General features: G+C 40.7%; 15 protein-coding genes and 1 pseudogene. 8 read left to right on the forward strand and 8 right to left on the reverse strand.

Going from position 1 to position 16,464, the window contains the following annotated elements:
* Both V7K89_RS24650 and V7K89_RS24655 read left to right on the forward strand, forming a co-directional pair.
* On the forward strand, positions 1 to 181 hold a 181-nt coding region (locus V7K89_RS24650), incomplete at its 5' end, for a hypothetical protein (protein WP_335191836.1).
* A gap of 281 nt (positions 182 to 462) precedes the next feature.
* The gene (locus V7K89_RS24655) at positions 463 to 1,782 is read left to right on the forward strand and encodes a hypothetical protein (RefSeq protein WP_335191837.1); all 1,320 of its coding nucleotides are present in this window, start codon (positions 463 to 465) and stop codon (positions 1,780 to 1,782) included.
* Positions 1,783 to 1,794: 12 nt separating this feature from the next.
* On the opposite strand, the gene V7K89_RS24660 is transcribed toward V7K89_RS24655, so the two are convergent.
* A complete protein-coding gene (locus V7K89_RS24660) occupies positions 1,795 to 2,715 on the reverse strand; it encodes a lysylphosphatidylglycerol synthase domain-containing protein (protein ID WP_335191839.1) in 921 nt (306 codons plus the stop codon).
* Between the two features lie 343 nt (positions 2,716 to 3,058).
* Between V7K89_RS24660 and V7K89_RS24665 the strand changes: the two genes are divergently transcribed.
* The 4 genes from V7K89_RS24665 to V7K89_RS24680 all read left to right on the forward strand — a co-directional run bounded on the left by V7K89_RS24665 (position 3,059) and on the right by V7K89_RS24680 (position 8,801).
* Positions 3,059 to 3,625 carry a DUF6658 family protein gene (locus V7K89_RS24665; protein WP_335191841.1) on the forward strand — a complete coding sequence of 189 codons (567 nt, stop codon included), beginning with the start codon at positions 3,059 to 3,061 and terminating at the stop codon, positions 3,623 to 3,625.
* A 99-nt stretch (positions 3,626 to 3,724) separates the two neighbouring features.
* Positions 3,725 to 4,315: a hypothetical protein gene (locus V7K89_RS24670; protein WP_335191842.1), complete on the forward strand. Its 591-nt coding sequence runs from the start codon at positions 3,725 to 3,727 to the stop codon at positions 4,313 to 4,315.
* Between the two features lie 645 nt (positions 4,316 to 4,960).
* A complete protein-coding gene (locus V7K89_RS24675; protein ID WP_335191843.1) occupies positions 4,961 to 6,496 on the forward strand; it encodes an AAA-like domain-containing protein in 1,536 nt (511 codons plus the stop codon).
* Positions 6,489 to 8,801: a CHASE2 domain-containing protein gene (locus tag V7K89_RS24680; RefSeq protein ID WP_335191846.1), complete on the forward strand. Its 2,313-nt coding sequence runs from the start codon at positions 6,489 to 6,491 to the stop codon at positions 8,799 to 8,801. Before V7K89_RS24675 ends, V7K89_RS24680 begins: the two co-directional genes overlap by 8 nt.
* Positions 8,802 to 8,808: 7 nt before the next feature.
* Here the strand turns inward: V7K89_RS24680 and V7K89_RS24685 are convergent, their stop codons facing one another.
* From V7K89_RS24685 to V7K89_RS24710, 6 genes and pseudogenes are all read right to left on the reverse strand, one after another.
* On the reverse strand, positions 8,809 to 9,048 hold the full coding sequence (locus V7K89_RS24685; RefSeq protein WP_335191848.1) for a hypothetical protein: 240 nt from the start codon (positions 9,046 to 9,048) through the stop codon (positions 8,809 to 8,811).
* Positions 9,049 to 9,064: 16 nt separating this feature from the next.
* Entirely contained in the window at positions 9,065 to 9,280 is a 216-nt protein-coding gene (locus V7K89_RS24690) for a DUF4351 domain-containing protein (RefSeq protein ID WP_335191850.1), read from the reverse strand.
* A gap of 5 nt (positions 9,281 to 9,285) precedes the next feature.
* Positions 9,286 to 10,094, reverse strand: a pseudogene (locus tag V7K89_RS24695) (Rpn family recombination-promoting nuclease/putative transposase).
* Positions 10,095 to 10,497: 403 nt separating this feature from the next.
* The gene (locus tag V7K89_RS24700) at positions 10,498 to 10,896 is read right to left on the reverse strand and encodes a transposase (RefSeq protein ID WP_335191852.1); all 399 of its coding nucleotides are present in this window, start codon (positions 10,894 to 10,896) and stop codon (positions 10,498 to 10,500) included.
* Positions 10,897 to 11,050: 154 nt separating this feature from the next.
* The gene (locus tag V7K89_RS24705; protein ID WP_335191854.1) at positions 11,051 to 11,443 is read right to left on the reverse strand and encodes a helix-turn-helix domain-containing protein; all 393 of its coding nucleotides are present in this window, start codon (positions 11,441 to 11,443) and stop codon (positions 11,051 to 11,053) included.
* A gap of 160 nt (positions 11,444 to 11,603) precedes the next feature.
* Complete coding sequence (locus V7K89_RS24710) at positions 11,604 to 12,476, reverse strand: S-methyl-5'-thioadenosine phosphorylase (protein WP_335191856.1); 873 nt, start codon at positions 12,474 to 12,476, stop codon at positions 11,604 to 11,606.
* A gap of 398 nt (positions 12,477 to 12,874) precedes the next feature.
* Between V7K89_RS24710 and V7K89_RS24715 the strand changes: the two genes are divergently transcribed.
* Positions 12,875 to 14,002 (forward strand): metallophosphoesterase family protein, encoded by a 1,128-nt coding sequence (locus V7K89_RS24715; protein WP_335191858.1) that lies wholly within the window; start codon positions 12,875 to 12,877, stop codon positions 14,000 to 14,002.
* Between the two features lie 277 nt (positions 14,003 to 14,279).
* On the opposite strand, the gene V7K89_RS24720 is transcribed toward V7K89_RS24715, so the two are convergent.
* Positions 14,280 to 15,515 carry an FIST signal transduction protein gene (locus tag V7K89_RS24720; RefSeq protein ID WP_335191861.1) on the reverse strand — a complete coding sequence of 412 codons (1,236 nt, stop codon included), beginning with the start codon at positions 15,513 to 15,515 and terminating at the stop codon, positions 14,280 to 14,282.
* Between the two features lie 373 nt (positions 15,516 to 15,888).
* Here V7K89_RS24720 and V7K89_RS24725 point away from each other — a divergent pair, with 373 nt between their 5' ends.
* Entirely contained in the window at positions 15,889 to 16,134 is a 246-nt protein-coding gene (locus tag V7K89_RS24725) for a Calvin cycle protein CP12 (protein WP_335191863.1), read from the forward strand.
* Positions 16,135 to 16,464: the final 330 nt, after the last annotated feature.

A 16,464-nucleotide genomic window follows, 5' to 3' on the forward strand; every position in this document is an offset into this window, starting at 1 on the left:
AGATCATAACTGTAAGGGTTTGCCATACGAATGCAGAAATCAATCACTTCTCTATATATTCTACGTCCTAACTAAGATGGCGACTGCTATAGTTGTGCGATCGCAGGGTTCCAGCAAACTTTTGATTACCTCGCTATACAAGAATTTTAGCGATGACATTAATTTGTCACAAGACAGATAATTAGTCACTGTACAATGGGCGGGCTATATCTAAATCTATAGATAAACTTGTCCATATCTATATATTTATGTATGGTCTTTTCTGGTGATAAATAAGTAATTTCACTGAACTATTTGATGAAGAATTAAACAAGTTATCTTTAATACTTTATTTATAGTCCTATTTAATCAAATTTATGTAAAAAGATGACTGAATTTCTGAAAAATAGATTGATGCTCCTGTTCACCAAGGTTAAGCTAATAATAATATGAACAGGAAGCCTTTTTGTCCTGATAACTGAAATGACCACTAATCGTTTATCAATTAGTCAGGAAAATCCGCATTGTCTTACATCTAATTTTAAACAACTAGATGTGCAAACTGCCCAAGAGGAGGTTTATAGTTTCTTTGTAGAAATTGTCAATAAATTGACACCAGAGGATGTTTTACGTGAATTCAAAAGTTTATTTATAGACGGTCTTGATTCCGAATATTCCGATTATATACCTGGAATATATAATATTTTTCTAGATGATTATGAACAGGAATTATATAATACACTTAAGCGGTGTTGCTACATTATAGTTAATAATTGGAAAACTAACCGAAAAGACAAATATATCCAAGACTTAGTTAATTTATTTATTAATGAAAATCTAAAAATTAAGGATAATAATCCTTTAGTAGTAAAAACTTGTAAAATATGGTTAGAGAAGTTTGCTAATAGCAAAGATTACAAGGATCTGAAATTATTTGCTACTAAATATGAAGATTCATCTAAAGGTCATTGGGCTAATCGCTACACTTCCTATTTATTGATTGATCAATCTGTTAATAATAAGAACCCTAAAGAGCAGCAAGAGGCTGCTAGAAGGCTTTCCAAACAGATAAAAGACAAATTTAAGTTTGAACTAGCAATGTATATTGCTCGTTCTCAATCTGGCGTTTCAAGTACAACACGCTATAAAAATCCCAGTATTTTAGGAGACCAAGCTCTGCGCTTAATAAAAACAATTGTCTTAAAAAGAGGCGTATTTAGTTATGATAATATTGCCCATATATTTATCAAACAAACTGAAAAGCAAACCCTGAAAGAATTTAAAATTAACCTAGAAAAATATCTATTTTTTTCTGTAGAAAATCAAGAATCAGTTGAGAATTTGCGGCAGCATTTTGCACATACTTTATCCTTATGGAAGATAGATTATAATCAAGAAATCATCACTAAGGAATTTTTCTTGAGAGCTTGTAATCGAGTGATTGATTACTTTACAATAGAAAATGCTAAAGAGCCTTCACAATTATTTATTTTATTAATTGCTCAAGGTCATGCTCTAACCCTGGTAATTATATTATTAAAGGTTATTTTGATTTGTAGAAATTCCCGGAGACATTTAGAAACTCGGATTGCTCATTTAATTCGTTTTTACGAAAAATATTCAGAAGAAGAATGCAAAGGAGTCATAAATTTTATCGAGATTTTTAATATCACATTCGCCATTTATGCAGAAAATGTAGAATATAACTTAATTAAGATAGAAGAAAAACAAAGCAGTAATCAGCAATTAAATCTGGATAGTTATCGTGTGTTTTCACAGATGAAGGTAGATAGACAAAAATAAGTTTTGCCTAATTCAGGATTTAGCAACGCGTTCATCTAACCAAGCTAGGGCAGCACCCGCAGTTTCAGCTAGAATACTAATGAGGCGATATAGAGCGATCGCACTAAATACTAAGGCAGCTGGAAAGTGGTGTCGTAAAAGTTCATAGGCAGTCGCTTCAAACACACCTAACCCACCAGGTGCACCCGGTATAATAAACCCCAACAACCAAGCGCAACTAAAAGCCCCTAATAACAAAGGAATTTGATTCGCATTCAACGAACCCAAGGCGAACATAGTTAATATAAATCCAGTGGCGCGTAGTCCCATAAAGCCCACTTCTCCTAACAAAGGTCGTAGAGGGTAGCTTTTAAGACTGAAAGGAATAGTTGGTTGAGTGGTAGCAGCAGACTTTTTGGCTTTTAATCTATACAAAAAGCGAATAACTGGATTTAAAGACCAGGGATGAATTGCACAAAGGACTACAGCTAAACTCAGAAATTGTAGTATTTGGATAACAAGGGTAGTATTAGCTGCTGCAAATTGGCTACTGCATAAGACAATGATAATTAAAGCAGCCGCTAGCATGAGTAGCGGTTCCAGCAAAACGCTCAAAGTGGCTGCACCAGTAGGAATATTGGCATTTTTGGCGGCGACAATTCGCCCGTAGTGATGCCAGATATTACCTGGTAAATATTTTGCGATGTTCGTTTTTAGATAAACTTGGATGAATTGAGGAGATGATATAGGTTGATTTAACTCTTGAAGAATCCAAGTCCAGATCCAGCCTGCCCAAGTATGAGCTAGTAAAGTTACCCCTGTAGCGATCGCCATAATTGCCCATCCTACATCATCAATGCGGATAGCAGTTACCTCAATCCAATTATCCTTTAGAGCTTTCCCTAAAAAAAACAGCGTTCCCCCCAAAATTATCCAGCGTAAAAATTGCTTCATTAATTTAGTAATTTAACGGTTAGAGCAATCAGGGCTGAATGCCTCAACTATTACAGTACATCAGCTATCTATGCAAAACTTTTGAACTACTAAACAGGTTTGTGTAGTTTTTTTTTGCCCAAAATATTATTTTATTTTATATCTCTCTCCAGTTATATAAAAATATTCTATTATTAATAATAAAAATGTGGCCTGCGCTAGAGGTAAAGTTAATTTTATTATTCATATCCTTAATATGAGGTTATCAAAAGTAAGCAAACCAAAACAAGCATAATAACTTGCTGACCAATCCAATGATTCAGCAAACTATTTAGCTTATTAATATTTTGATAGGGAGGACTACGTGAACGCGGTGAGAGTATTCTTCAAAAAAATAAGATTGCGCCAGATATTAACTATCTTTTTAGCTGGACTATTGTTGATAGTTAGCACTGCTTGTAGTGGGGCAAATACTCAAGGGGCAAATCCACAAAATCCTGCTGTACAAGCTGGTGGAGCAAACAATCCTTATAAAAATGGTGGAGACAACTATACCAACAACAATTTCTCCACCGATCCGAAAATAACAAACCCAAAAGCCAATCAGGGACGTGACCAAGCTAGCTTACAACCAAGTTCGCAATTGTTGATTGCTACAAATAGGGAATCCGAGATACTTTATCCTGGTGGCGAGACACCAGCCGATCGAGTCAACAAAGAATCAGAACTGCCACTGATTACAGATAAAGACTTCCGCCAGCCAAAACCCGGTGGTTTGATTCAGGATGAATCAAATGTAGGAGAGCGGGTTAAAGATCGTCTTGAGACTGTAAAAGAGGCTGTTGATAAAGCTTCCGGCTTTTTGAAAGATAAGTCAGATGAAGCTAAAGCAAGACCGGAATTACAAAAAAATCCAACAGTAGGCAGATAAAACTCTTATTTTGTCTGAATGCCTGGGATATAAAATTAATTCCAAATGCTATCTTAGTTGAAGTTTAACTTAGTCACAAAAATGCAAGGAGTTAGAAGTATGAAAAAAGCAATGAATTGGCTGAAAAACATTCGTCCCTTAAAAGTTTTAACTGTTTTTTTAGCAGGAATATTCTTATTTCTGACACAAGCTTGTGGTGCTCCAGGAATAGCAACACAGCCACCACAACCTGGCGCTCAAGCACCTAATATCGAGCGATATGATTCCACAAAAGATTATCCTCTGAATCCTCCTACTGGTGGGATCAATAACTTTAGTGATGTAGATCCCAGAGCGCAAGATGAAAAGGCAGCTAATGACAGAGCTAAGGCACTAGTAAAAAATGCTCAAAAGAATATTGAGCAGAAAGGAGCTGACAGCCCAGAGCAATATGGCGAAAATTACAAACAAGGGACATCCCTTGGTGGAAGAGTGAAGAACCTGGGTGAAGATATCGGCAGTTCAGCTGAAAAAGTTGGCAAAGGTCTTGTTAAGGGAACTCAGCGAGGAATTGAAAATATCAAGGGTAATACCCAGAATGCTGCCGAAGACGTGACAAAAAATGTTCAGCGTGGCGCTGAGGATGCTGGTAAAAATGTTAAGCGTGGCGCTGAGGATGCTGGTGATGCAGTGAAGGGAGCAGTCAGATAGGTTGATTGAAATTAGTCTTTCAATCTGTTGCAAAAATATCAAAGCGCCCACAGACCTATAATCTGGGGCTACCAAAACAAAGCCTGCATAAATAGGCTTTGTTTTGGTTTGAGATGAGGTTTAATTCCTTTGAATTCTATTAATAGATATCTCTAGAAATTAAATATGCGTTATCCAGAACCCTTGTAGAGACGTAGCAGTGCTACGTCTCTACATTATTTTCTATATCTTTAATGAGCCTTTGAACTCCGTTAATGAGTCTTTGAACTCCATTAATGAGCCTTTGAACTCCGTTAATGAGTCTTTTAGCTCCGTTAATGAGTGTTTGAACTCCATTAATGAGCCTTTGAACTCCGTTAATGAGTCTTTTAGCTGCGTCAATGAGTCTTTGAACTCCATTAATGAGCCTTTGAACTCCGTTAATGAGTCTTTTAGCTCCGTTAATGAGTGTTTGAACTCCATTAATGAGTCTTTTAGCTCTGTAAACGATTTTTTTGTGCTGTCGGTAATTGCCTGCAACTGCGCTGTAGTAGAGTGTAACTAATTAATTGCGCTGACAGAATTACCCAATTTCTGTACAAAATTGACTCGCAACTAGATAAGCTTTTCCACTTAAAAAGCTGAAGGAAGCCAAGGTTAATAGTAATGTTAAACTCCCAGGCTAAACGCATCTTCATCAGCTACAAGCGTAATGCTAGCCCCGATGAGCCGGTGGCGATGCAAGTCTTCCAGGCGCTATCGCAGCAGCATAAAGTCTTTATCGACCAAACTATGTCTGTTGGCACACACTGGGCTAAACGTATTGAAGCAGAAATCCGCCAAGCTGATTTTCTGATTACTTTCCTTTCAGCTTTGTCAACCAGCAGCGAGATGGTGGTTGCAGAAATAGAGACAGCACACCACTTGGCAAAATCACAGTCAGGACGCCCGATAATTCTCCCAGTGCGTCTGGCGTATCAAGAACCGTTTGTGTATCCCTTGAGTGCTTACTTAAATGGGATTAACTGGGTGTTCTGGAAAGATGCAGAAGATACGCCACGCTTGATTGCAGAGTTGTTACAGGCTGTCTGTGGCGGTGCATTGGCTATTAGTGAAGAAAAATTGAAAGCAGATTTACTTCAAATAAGTAAGCCGTCACTCCTACCCCATCCCTTTCCTTCAGCACAACCTGTCTCGTTGGAAATGCCGGAAGGGACAATGGAATCGCAATCTACTTTTTACGTGGAACGCTCATCTGATGCCCTTACTTTGCAAACTATTGAGCGGCAAGGTGTGACAATTACAATTAAAGGCCCCCGGCAAATGGGCAAAAGTTCCCTGTTAATCCGCACAATTCATACTGCTGTGAATGCTCTTAAGCGGGTTGCTTTGCTGGATTTCCAATTGTTTGATAAAGCCGCTTTAACCAATGCTGACCTTTTCTTTCGCCAGTTCTGTACTTGGTTAACTGATGAATTGGAAATGACAGATAAAGTTGATGAGTATTGGAATATGCCCTTGGGCAATAGTCAGCGTTGCACTCGTTATGTTGGGCGCTATTTGCTCAAAGAGTTTGGCAACCCCATTGTTTTAGCGATGGATGAAGTTGAAAGGGTCTTTGATACTGATTTTCGCTCTGATTTCTTTGGAATGCTGCGAAGCTGGCACAATAGCCGCGCCACTACTCCCATCTGGAAGCAACTGGATTTAGCACTGGTGACTTCCACCGAACCCTACCAGCTAATTGATAATCTCAACCAATCCCCCTTTAATGTTGGGCTAGTAATTGATTTAGAAGATTTTACAGCAGCACAGGTTGCTGACCTTAACCGCCGTCATGGTTCACCCCTCAACGCTAACGAAGAAAAGCAATTAATCGCGTTACTGGGTGGACATCCTTATTTAGTACGCCTTGCACTTTACTTAGTTGCTAGCGATCGCCTCCATCCTACCGAATTATTTGCCAATGCGATCGCAGATAATGGCCCCTTTGGCAATCATCTGCGTAACCACCTTTTCCGGCTGCATAACAAACAGGAGTTGGTTCAAGGTATGTTCCAAGTAGTTCGCCAGAAGACTTGTGAAAATGAGCACATTTTCTTCCGTTTGCGGGGTGCGGGTTTAGTGCGCCGAGAAGGGCGTGTAGTGTTTCCCCGTTGTCAACTTTATACCGATTATTTCCAGGAGCATCTGCGTGGCTAATCCAAGCATTTACACTGTAGGCGGGACGGTACAAGCTGGCGGTGGCATTTACATTCCCCGCCAAGCTGATGAGGAACTTTTAGCACTGTGTCGTGCCGGAACTTTCGCTTATATTCTTGCTCCACGGCAGGTAGGCAAGTCCAGCTTAATGGTGCGGACTGCCGAACAACTAGCTGATGAAGGCATCCAGTCAGTAATTATTGATCTGACTCAGTTGGGGGTACAGGTTACTGCTGAAGAATGGTATCTAGGTTTGCTCACCATCATTGCCGATCAACTTATGCTCGATACCGATGTTCTTGAGTGGTGGCAGTCTCTTAAACATTTGGGCATTACTCAACGGTTAACTAGGTTTTTTGAGGAAATTTTGCTGGTTGAAATTGCAATACCTTTGGTGATTTTCGTTGATGAAATCGACACCACTCTCAGCCTCGACTTCACCGACGACTTTTTTGCGGCTATTCGATATCTCTACAATGGGCGTGCCCGTCTGCCTAAATTTCAGCGTCTCTCTTTTGTCCTTATCGGCGTAGCAACACCAGGCGATTTAATCCGTGACTCCAAGCGGACGCCCTTCAATATTGGACAGCGTGTAGAGTTAACCGACTTTAACTTAAAGGAAGCACTAGCTCTTGCTGATGGACTCGGTTTACCACTAGAACAGTCACAGCAGACGCTTAAGTGGGTACTTAAATGGACAGGGGGACATCCCTATCTAACGCAGCGTCTTTGCCGGGCCATAACAGAGCAAGACAAGAATAATTGGTCTCAAGCCGAAGTTGAACGCGTTGTAAATAGCACGTTCTTTGGTGCAATGAGCAAGCAAGATAATAACTTACAGTTTGTGCGGGATATGCTTACCAAACGAGCACCCGATGTATTCGCTGTCTTGACTACCTACAGCGAGATCCGTCGTGGAAAGCGCATTGTCTTGGACGAGGAGCAGTCGTTGGTTAAGTCCCACCTCAAACTCTCAGGTATTATTGTGCGCCGTGAGCACGCTAGCTTGTGTGTACGCAATTTGATTTATAGAAAAGTATTTGATGAAAGGTGGCTCAAAGAACATCTAGCAGTTCCGTTGAAAATGTTGACAGTTCAGACAGTGGTTCTTACAAGTGTAGTTACAACGATTTTGATTGTGGGGATGCGGCTTTTGGGAGTGCTGGAGGCTGGAGAGTTGAGTGCTTTTGACCTGATGATGCGATCGCGCCCTGAGGAAGGACTTGATCCGCGCCTACTGATAATAACAATTGACGATGATGATTTGGCAACTCAAAGACGAAATGGCGAGTCTTTGATTGGAGCTTCTATTTCTGAAAAATCTCTCAATAAACTCTTAGCAAAACTGAATCAATACCAACCCCGCGCGATCGGCTTGGATATCTATGCTGATTTTCAAGTCAGACGACCAGATTTAATTACTCGTCTTCAACAAACTCAGAATTTGGTTGGCTTATGCAAAGGAAGTGATAGTGCAGCAAATATCAAAGGCATCAAGCCGCCACCAGAAATCCCTATAGAAAACTTGGGATTCAGTAACTTTATTCATGATCGCGATGGAGTTATCCGTCGGCATCTCCTATTCATGAACCAAGAAGTGACATCGTTGTGTTCTGCTCCCTTTGCATTCAGTCTACAATTAGCCTTTTTCTATCTGCGGCCTTCAGAAATTCAATCAAAGTTTACCCCAGAAGGGAATTTGCAGCTGGGTAAAACTATTTTTCCAAATCTGAAGTCTCGTACTGGCGGCTATCAAGGTATCGATGCCAAGGGTGGTCAAATCTTACTCAATTACCGTTCCTCAAAAGAGATAGCCGAACAGGTGAAGCTAACCCAATTTTTATCTAGTCCAATTAACCCCAGTGCTATCAAAGACCGAATTATTTTGATTGGTGTGACTGCAAAGGGGGATTCTCCAGACACCTGGCCTACACCCTATGGCGTTCCTTTAAATGAGCAAATGCCAGGAGTATTACTACAGGCGCATATGATTAGCCAGATCCTCAGTGCTGTCCAGGATGGGCGGCCATTACTGCGAGTTTGGTCACTGTGGATTGAGGTGGTCTGGATTTGGGGGTGGTCTTTGGTAGGGGGAATGCTTGCTCGGCAGTGGCGTTCGCTCCCTTGGTTGGTATTGGCAGTTGGTGTTACTTCTAGCGTTCTTTATGTAGTTTGCTTTGTTCTCTTAATCTGGGGTATTTGGGTGCCGTTTCTTCCTTCATTATTAGCTTTAATGGCTACAAGCGGGAATGTAGCAGGAATTCGTATCGCCTTACAAAAACAGGAGATGTCTAATATCAGCTAATTACTGTTTAACAGACTCGAACCCGCTTAAGAGGTGAAAAGATGACAAATGTCATAATAGGGTTGATAAATGAATACATCAAAATTTGTAATTTGAGAAAGTGCGATCGCCTGTATGATTTTAGATAATGATGCGTTACTAAATAGCCCGTCGTAGCGATCGCTGTTGCTGTAATCTGAGGAAGTGCGATCACTTGTATGATTAGCCCATTGTTGCGTAGGCGTAGCCCGTCGTAGACATCGCTCATTAGCAATTTTGCTGTATTAACTTTGATTTTGTGCTAACCAAGCTTCTAAATCGGTTAAACCCGAAAAATCAAGTAAAGCCTCAGCTAAATCATCTACCTGTGTTGAATCTAAAGCTTGTATTTTCAATAGCTGTGCAGGTGAAACAGTTCCGACCTTACGGCGAAGTAGCCGCATAACAATCGATAAAGCTTTTTCCTGCTGGATATCCTGATAAATTACAGACTCGCGCATAGACACTAACCTTGATTTTGCGCTAACCAAGCTTCTAAATCGGTTAAATCCGAAAAATCAAGTAAAGCCTCTGCTAAATCATCCAACTGTGTTGAGTTTAAAGCTTGAATTTTCAATAGCTGTGTAGGTGGGACAGTTCCGACCTTACGGCGAAGTTGTCGTATAATAATCGATAAAGCTTTTTCCTGCTGGATATCCTGATAAATTACAGACTCGCGCATAGCATCACTCCGTAATAACCTTTTAATCAGTTCCTTGTTTAATACTAGCCCAGCTAATACTGCCGTTGACGCAGCAATATTACTTTGTATCCGGGTATCGTTTATTTGCTCAATAGCTTCTGCAACCTGTTGTAATGTTCGCGTTTTATCTTCAGTTTGACTGAGAGTTGCAAACGGTAACAAACCAGGTGTATTTAAAAATATCTCGCTTGGTTGCTCCCAAAGACGAATGACTCCAAATTCATGACGAGTATTTTCTAAAACAAAAGCTGTTTGTTGGACTAATTCAATTCGGATGTGGTGGGTTGCAGGTAAATGACAACTTGATGCATCCGCTTTCGGGGAAATCTGCGATATACCCGTAACCGATAATCAGTCATCTGAAAGGGAATTTCGGCTTTTGCTTCGGTTTGGAATTCAATATGCAGAACAATTTCATCTGACTGTAACAGAATTAACGCATCTGCTCGAATCGGTTCGAGGGATAATTCTGTTGGACTGAGTTGGGTGAGTGCAATAGATTCACCAAGTAACCAAGTAGCGAAATCCGCTGAATATGACTCTGCTAAAAAGCGACAGACGTTATCAAACATAGACAGGTATTATATCAGCAAGATATTGTCTGTCATTAGTCATTTTCCGTATCTCCTTGTCTCCCTCATCCCCAGTCCCCATTCTCTTTTCATATTGGTATAATCCGGGGCTGACACTCTGACCAAAGAGATTTTAGTAATGAGTGATTACCCAAACTTGAGATAAAGCGATCGCCTGTATGATTTTATGATGATGGTGCGATCGCACTATCATTTGCTAGACACAAGGAACAAGCAAAGCTTTATAACAAAAATTATGATTTTGTTAATGAAAATCACGATTTTGTCAATGAAAATCATGATTTTGTCAATGAGAATCACGATTTTGCTAATGAAAATCATGATTTTGTCAATGAAAATCATGATTTTGGTGACGACAGCTTATATACAGCGTATTGCAGGTTTATGAGGTACAGTAACAACAGTGTGTAAACCAGTTTTTTAAATGCTTAGGATTAATTAAATCGAGCGCAGTTGCAATGAGAGTATCAACTATTTTAGTTGTGGTTGGAGAAAAAGAGCGTAAAAAAGCTTTCAGTTGTGACCACCAATTCTCAATGGGATTAAAGTCAGGAGAATAGGGCGATAGGTATTGAACACTTGCCCCAACAGATTGAACTAAAGGCTCAATTTCTTTTACTTTGTGAGCGGGAACATTATCCATGACAACTACCGCACCCTTCCAAAGTTGAGGAAGCAGACACTTCTCAATAAATACTTTAAATGCGTTGCCATTCATAGAGCCATTCAAGGTCATAACAGCTAAAACTTGTTTCATCGTTATTGCACCAATAACTGTCACCTTCGCTCCTCGTAACAGGCTTTAAAATCATGCACTCTACTTCGATGAGGGCTTCGGGCATGAGTTCTTGTTAAACCCAACAAAACACCCATTTCATCGATAAAAACTAGGTTTTCTGGGTCTACTTGTGTAACTTGCTGCCAATATTCAGTTCTCAAATTTTGGACTCTTTCTGTTTTCCCTTGACTGCTGTGTACTGTCTTTTTTTTCGTGTGAGTTTTTGTTTTTGCAACGCACGACACATCGTACTTGTGCTCACCCATTGATTATTAGTTATACTCCAATACTCACAGTATTCTAACAATGTTGCATCTGGGTATTTTTCTACCATCGCTGCTAGTTTAGCTTCATCTCCATCCAGTTCTCCCTTCATTGCTCCACCTTGTTGTCTCGGTTCTACATGACCTTGAGTCTTGTTTATGGAGAGTAGTTTTTGTACAAAACTTTTGGCTACACCAAATCTAAGAGCTACTTTTCTGACTGAGGTGTCACCTTGATAATAAGCTTTAACTATTTTTTCCCGTAGGTCGATTGAGTAAGCTTTCATTGCACTTTTTGATGCTTTGATATTACTGTACCTCATTTACCTGCAATCTGCTATATTTATATGCGTAGGCGTAGCCCGTCGTAGACATCGCCCTTGCTGTAATCTGAAAAAGTGCGTTACCGAACAGCCCGTCATAGACATCGCTGATTCATCAGCAATATTACAAATACTTCTGCAACAATAACCCTAACTTTTCCTTCGTCGCTGCTGGTGCTTTATCCAATTGAGTCAAAATTGCATGTTGCAACGCCGAATGCGCCTCACTCGGCGGCGGATTTTCACTCAAGCGCCGCACAGTTTCTTGAATCACCCTTTGAGCATTCACCGCATTCCGCAGCAAATTGCCAATCACTATCTCCACCGTCACTGTATCATGGCCTGGATGCCAACAATCATAATCTGTCACCAATGCTAAAGTTGAGTAGGCAATTTCCGCTTCCCTAGCCAACTTCGCCTCTGGTAAATTCGTCATCCCAATGATTGTTGCACCCCAACTGCGGTAAAGATTCGATTCTGCCTTAGTAGAAAAAGCCGGCCCTTCCATGCACACATAAGTACCGCCGCGATGGAGAGTAACTTCTGGTAAATTGAGAGATGCGATCGCATCTGCCAACACAGTTGCCAAATTCTGACAAATCGGATCGCCAAAAGCAATGTGAGCCACAATTCCCTCACCAAAAAACGTTGAAATCCGATTTTTTGTTCTGTCAATAAACTGATCTGGCACTACCATATCCAATGGTTTCACTTCTTCCTTCAAGGAACCCACAGCACTAGCTGAAATTAAATACTTCACACCCAATTGCTTCATCGCATAGATATTAGCGCGAAACGGTAACTCAGAGGGTAAAAGCGTGTGATTGCGGCCATGACGTGCCAAAAAAGCTACCCGTGCACCTTCCAAAGTTCCCAGAATCAAAGCATCAGATGGTGAACCAAAAGGAGTCTCGACTCGCATTTCTTCGACATCTTTGAGCGCATCCATTTTGTAAAGACCGCTACCACCTATAATCCCAATACTAGCTTGAGCCATGATTCTGAACCTGTTCTTTACCGATCTGCTCAGTTATTTTATCGAAAAGGGGAGTAGCAGAAAACAAAGCGATGTCTACGATGAGCTAGGCGATCGTATTTCGTGCCGCTAACACTATTGAATTATTACCCATTAATTGTTTGTTTAGGTGCAGATAGAAGCGATCACCCAGTTATTCGAGCGTTAATTAATAATTTTTAACAATCAAATTTCCAATAATTTTTGAAGATTAAATGGTTATAATTAGCCCTTAAGTTAATCGTCACCATAGTGTGTAATTAATGCTTAATGTATATAAATATTAAGTAAACGCACTCCTACGCAGGGAAACAAAGCAAGCGTTATACTTTTGGGAAAAGGCTTATTTTAACCCCTGCTTTTAACATTTTCAGAAATCAATGAGTTTCAATTTTCGCTTTGCAGTAGTCAGCGACTTACACCTGGCACTTCCTCACACAATCTGGGATCATCCCAGCCGATTTCATTTGGTGGAAGTAAGTATCTCAGCATTTAAAAGTGTACTAGAACATTTAACACAACTCGATTTAGATTTCTTGTTGTTGCCAGGAGATTTAACCCAGCACGGCGAACCAGAGAATCACGCCTGGTTACAACAATGTTTAGCCCAGCTACCTTTTCCCGTCTATGTTGTTCCTGGTAATCATGACGTTCCTGTGCTGTTGGCCGATCAGCAATCAATTGCTTTTGCAGATTTTCCCTACTATTACACGAAGTTTGGCTACGAAGATCCACGGCAGATTTACTACATTCGTCAATTACTGCCTGGAGTTAAGCTGATTGGACTAAATTCTAACTCCTTTAATGATCAGGGAGGGCAAGTGGGGTGTTTGGATGCCAAACAGCTACGGTGGTTAGAAGAGGTGCTGGCGGCATCTGGTAATGACTTAGTTTTGGTGATGGTGCATCATAATGTAGTGGAACATTTGCCCAATCAATCGAACCATCCACTGGCAAATCGCTATATGTTGTCGAATTCAGCAGAACTATTGCAGCTGTTGAGGCGCTACGGAGTCAAGCTAGTGTTTACCGGGCATTTGCACGTTCAGGATATTGCTTACTCCGATGGGGTATATGATATTACCACTGGTTCTTTAGTTAGCTATCCTCACGCTTACCGAGTGCTAGAGTTTCATCGGGATAACCAAGGTAAAGAATCGTTGCAAATTTTATCCCATCGTGTAGAGTCAGTGCCTGAGCTCCCCGACTTGCAACAGTCATCGAGGCAGTGGATGGGCGATCGCTCTTTCCCTTTTTTAATCAAGCTACTAACTCACTCTCCATTAAACTTACCATTATCACAAGCAAAAGAATTAGCTCCTAGTTTGCGCGACTTCTGGGCAACTATTGCTGATGGGGATGCGGTGTTAGATTACCCTCATTTTCCCCCAGAAGTGCGACGCTACATTCAGACATATAGTGCATCACAGCCCCATCCAGGCATCGCCACTACTGGAACTTTGACTCTGATTGATAATAACAGCACACTTGTGCTGAATAAGAGTTAAGAGTCAACCCCTTCCGGGAATTCAAAATTCAAAATTCAAAATTATTATTCCCATAAATAAATTTAGCTGACCCGGGGCAGAAGGGAATAATTAATAACCGATGCCTAATGACCAATGACCAATGACAAAGAGCTAATTCGTAAACTCAAGTAAAGTACTTGTCTAGTAAGGGTTTCAGGAATTTAAGTCAATAAAGCACTTATTCGCTGAAACTTAGACCTAGTAATGAGTTGAGTACCCTTAAGATTTTCTTTACGAATCAGCTCAAATGACAAACTCATAACTGATTTTGGCGACAAATTCCAAATGCTGAAGTGTAGGCGTGTAAAAAGGTTCTGCCACCCACAGGGCCGATTTCACCACCACAGAAAAAGCCACCTATAGGAATATCGTTAAGGTAGCGCTGAAATAGTTCAGAATCGAAGTTAGGTTTACCATAGAGTCCTTCACCTCGTCCCAGACAAGAAAACATTAAAGCAGCTACAGCTGAGGGTTCAGATTCTCGTTGATGTTGATAACTTTGAAGGAGTAATTCGAGGTCTTCAGCAGAAGCTTGGGCATCGCGGAGGTGGAATTGCAGCCTTTGACCAGGACGGACGCGATCGCCAATTGCGATCGCCCCAGCATTTGGATCGACTCCAAGAATACCACGTATTAAAAAGTCTCCTTGCTGCAAAGCCAGCTTAAATTCATCCATTGCCACACCAATAAACAGAGAGTGCTGTGCTAAAATTCTTTCTTGTTCGCTGAGACTGGCAATCAAATCTCGCAACACCACTAAAGGCACTTGCTCATCTAACTCTAGGATGATATTGCGATCAGCTTTTGTAACTTGCAATGGCTTGCCGATCGGTCGGCATCCTTGGGCGACAATCGTTTCCAAAACAATATTGCCAGTCAAAGCTATACCAACAGTGCCCTCACGATATAAGTTTTGCTGTTTCTCGCCGTTAGTATCGTTACAAAAAAGGGCAACACGACCACCCATACCTCCACCACTAGCCTGTCCCCCGACGATCGTCGATCCTGGATAAGCAAAATCCAGCCCTTGCAATAAATCGTTGATTCCAGAAGCGAAAGAACTAGACAGCAAAATAAACTGCGGTGTCGGTGATGGTGGCACACCGATCAAATCAAGCCAAGCATCTGGCGAACTGTCTAAGTCAGGTAATTCTTCAGCAACAATATGAAAAACTTGAATCTTTACTCCTGGAAGATGTGCTAAAGTCAAGCTGATAGCTGGTTCAGCTTCCAATTCTTGGGTTTCTCCGCTAACTGTCGTCCCAATTACACCACCACCACTACAGCCAATTAGCACAGGCACAGAAAGTTTTTCAGCTAACAAGGGTAACAGTCGGGAATACTCACTGGTAAAAGCAGACGAAATGAATACCAGTCCTAGATCCGCAGGTGCTGTTAACGATGAAATAGCTCGTTCTACCACATCTGTAACAGCGGCTTCCAGAGAATGACGGGTTGATAGGGCATTTGCCCACTGCATTTGGTCTGCCATGAGTTTTGAGCTTCTTTCTCTTTTTAGGCTAGTAGGTTTTGACTTTTTATTTTGGGAAGAATTGCATTTTACAAGAATTGATGCCAACCCTTTGTCTCCTCCATCCTAAGAAGCTAGAGTTGTCATTCCCTAATATAGGCATCTAAATATATTGTATGATTATTTATCTATGCTACTAATTCCACAAAATCTTAAAAAATAAAGGTAAATGCATTATAGATAGGGTAGCTTGCTGTATTGGTTATAAATCAATAGGCTAAAACACTAACTTATGATTAGCTAAATGGTTAGAATGGTTAGTAATCAAGCGAAAAACTGCCATTTCTGAACATTTTCTATACTAGTATTAACAACACATAACGAGACTAAAGCAATGACTAACATCCAAAAAACAGTAAAAAGCGACATCCAAGAGCAAATCCAACAAGAAGTGGAACAAGCGCGTACTGTCTGTGATACTAACGGTAGCAACTCACCAGAGTGTGCTGCTGCTTGGGATGCAGTAGAAGAATTGCAAGCTGAAGCTTCCCACAAGCGCCAGAGCAAGCCAAAAAACTCTCTAGAACAGTATTGTGATGACAACCCAGATGCTATTGAATGCCGGGTTTACGACGACTAAAAATTGAGGTCTCTGGATTTTCTGTTATTTGGTTAGCAAATAACCAGGATTGACTAAAGAAAACGCCCGGAGTGGGGGACGCGGAAACTCACCAATATCCTCCACTTGCAAGCGTTTTATTTAAAGCCCCTGATTTTAGTCGTGGAAAAAATAAACTCTTTATTTGAATCAATAGGCTTCTTCCAAAGAGATAAGTTGCGATTTTCATCAATTAAACAACAAATTACTTGGCAGTAGGGGCGTACAGATGTACGCCCCTATAAATTTTTTGTAATACTCGTGACTTCTAGTCATAAGAGGTTCAATAAACTATTATCAAGAAGAATTCAG

This window comes from Nostoc sp., assembly GCF_036917515.1.
Lineage (GTDB): Bacteria > Cyanobacteriota > Cyanobacteriia > Cyanobacteriales > Nostocaceae > Nostoc.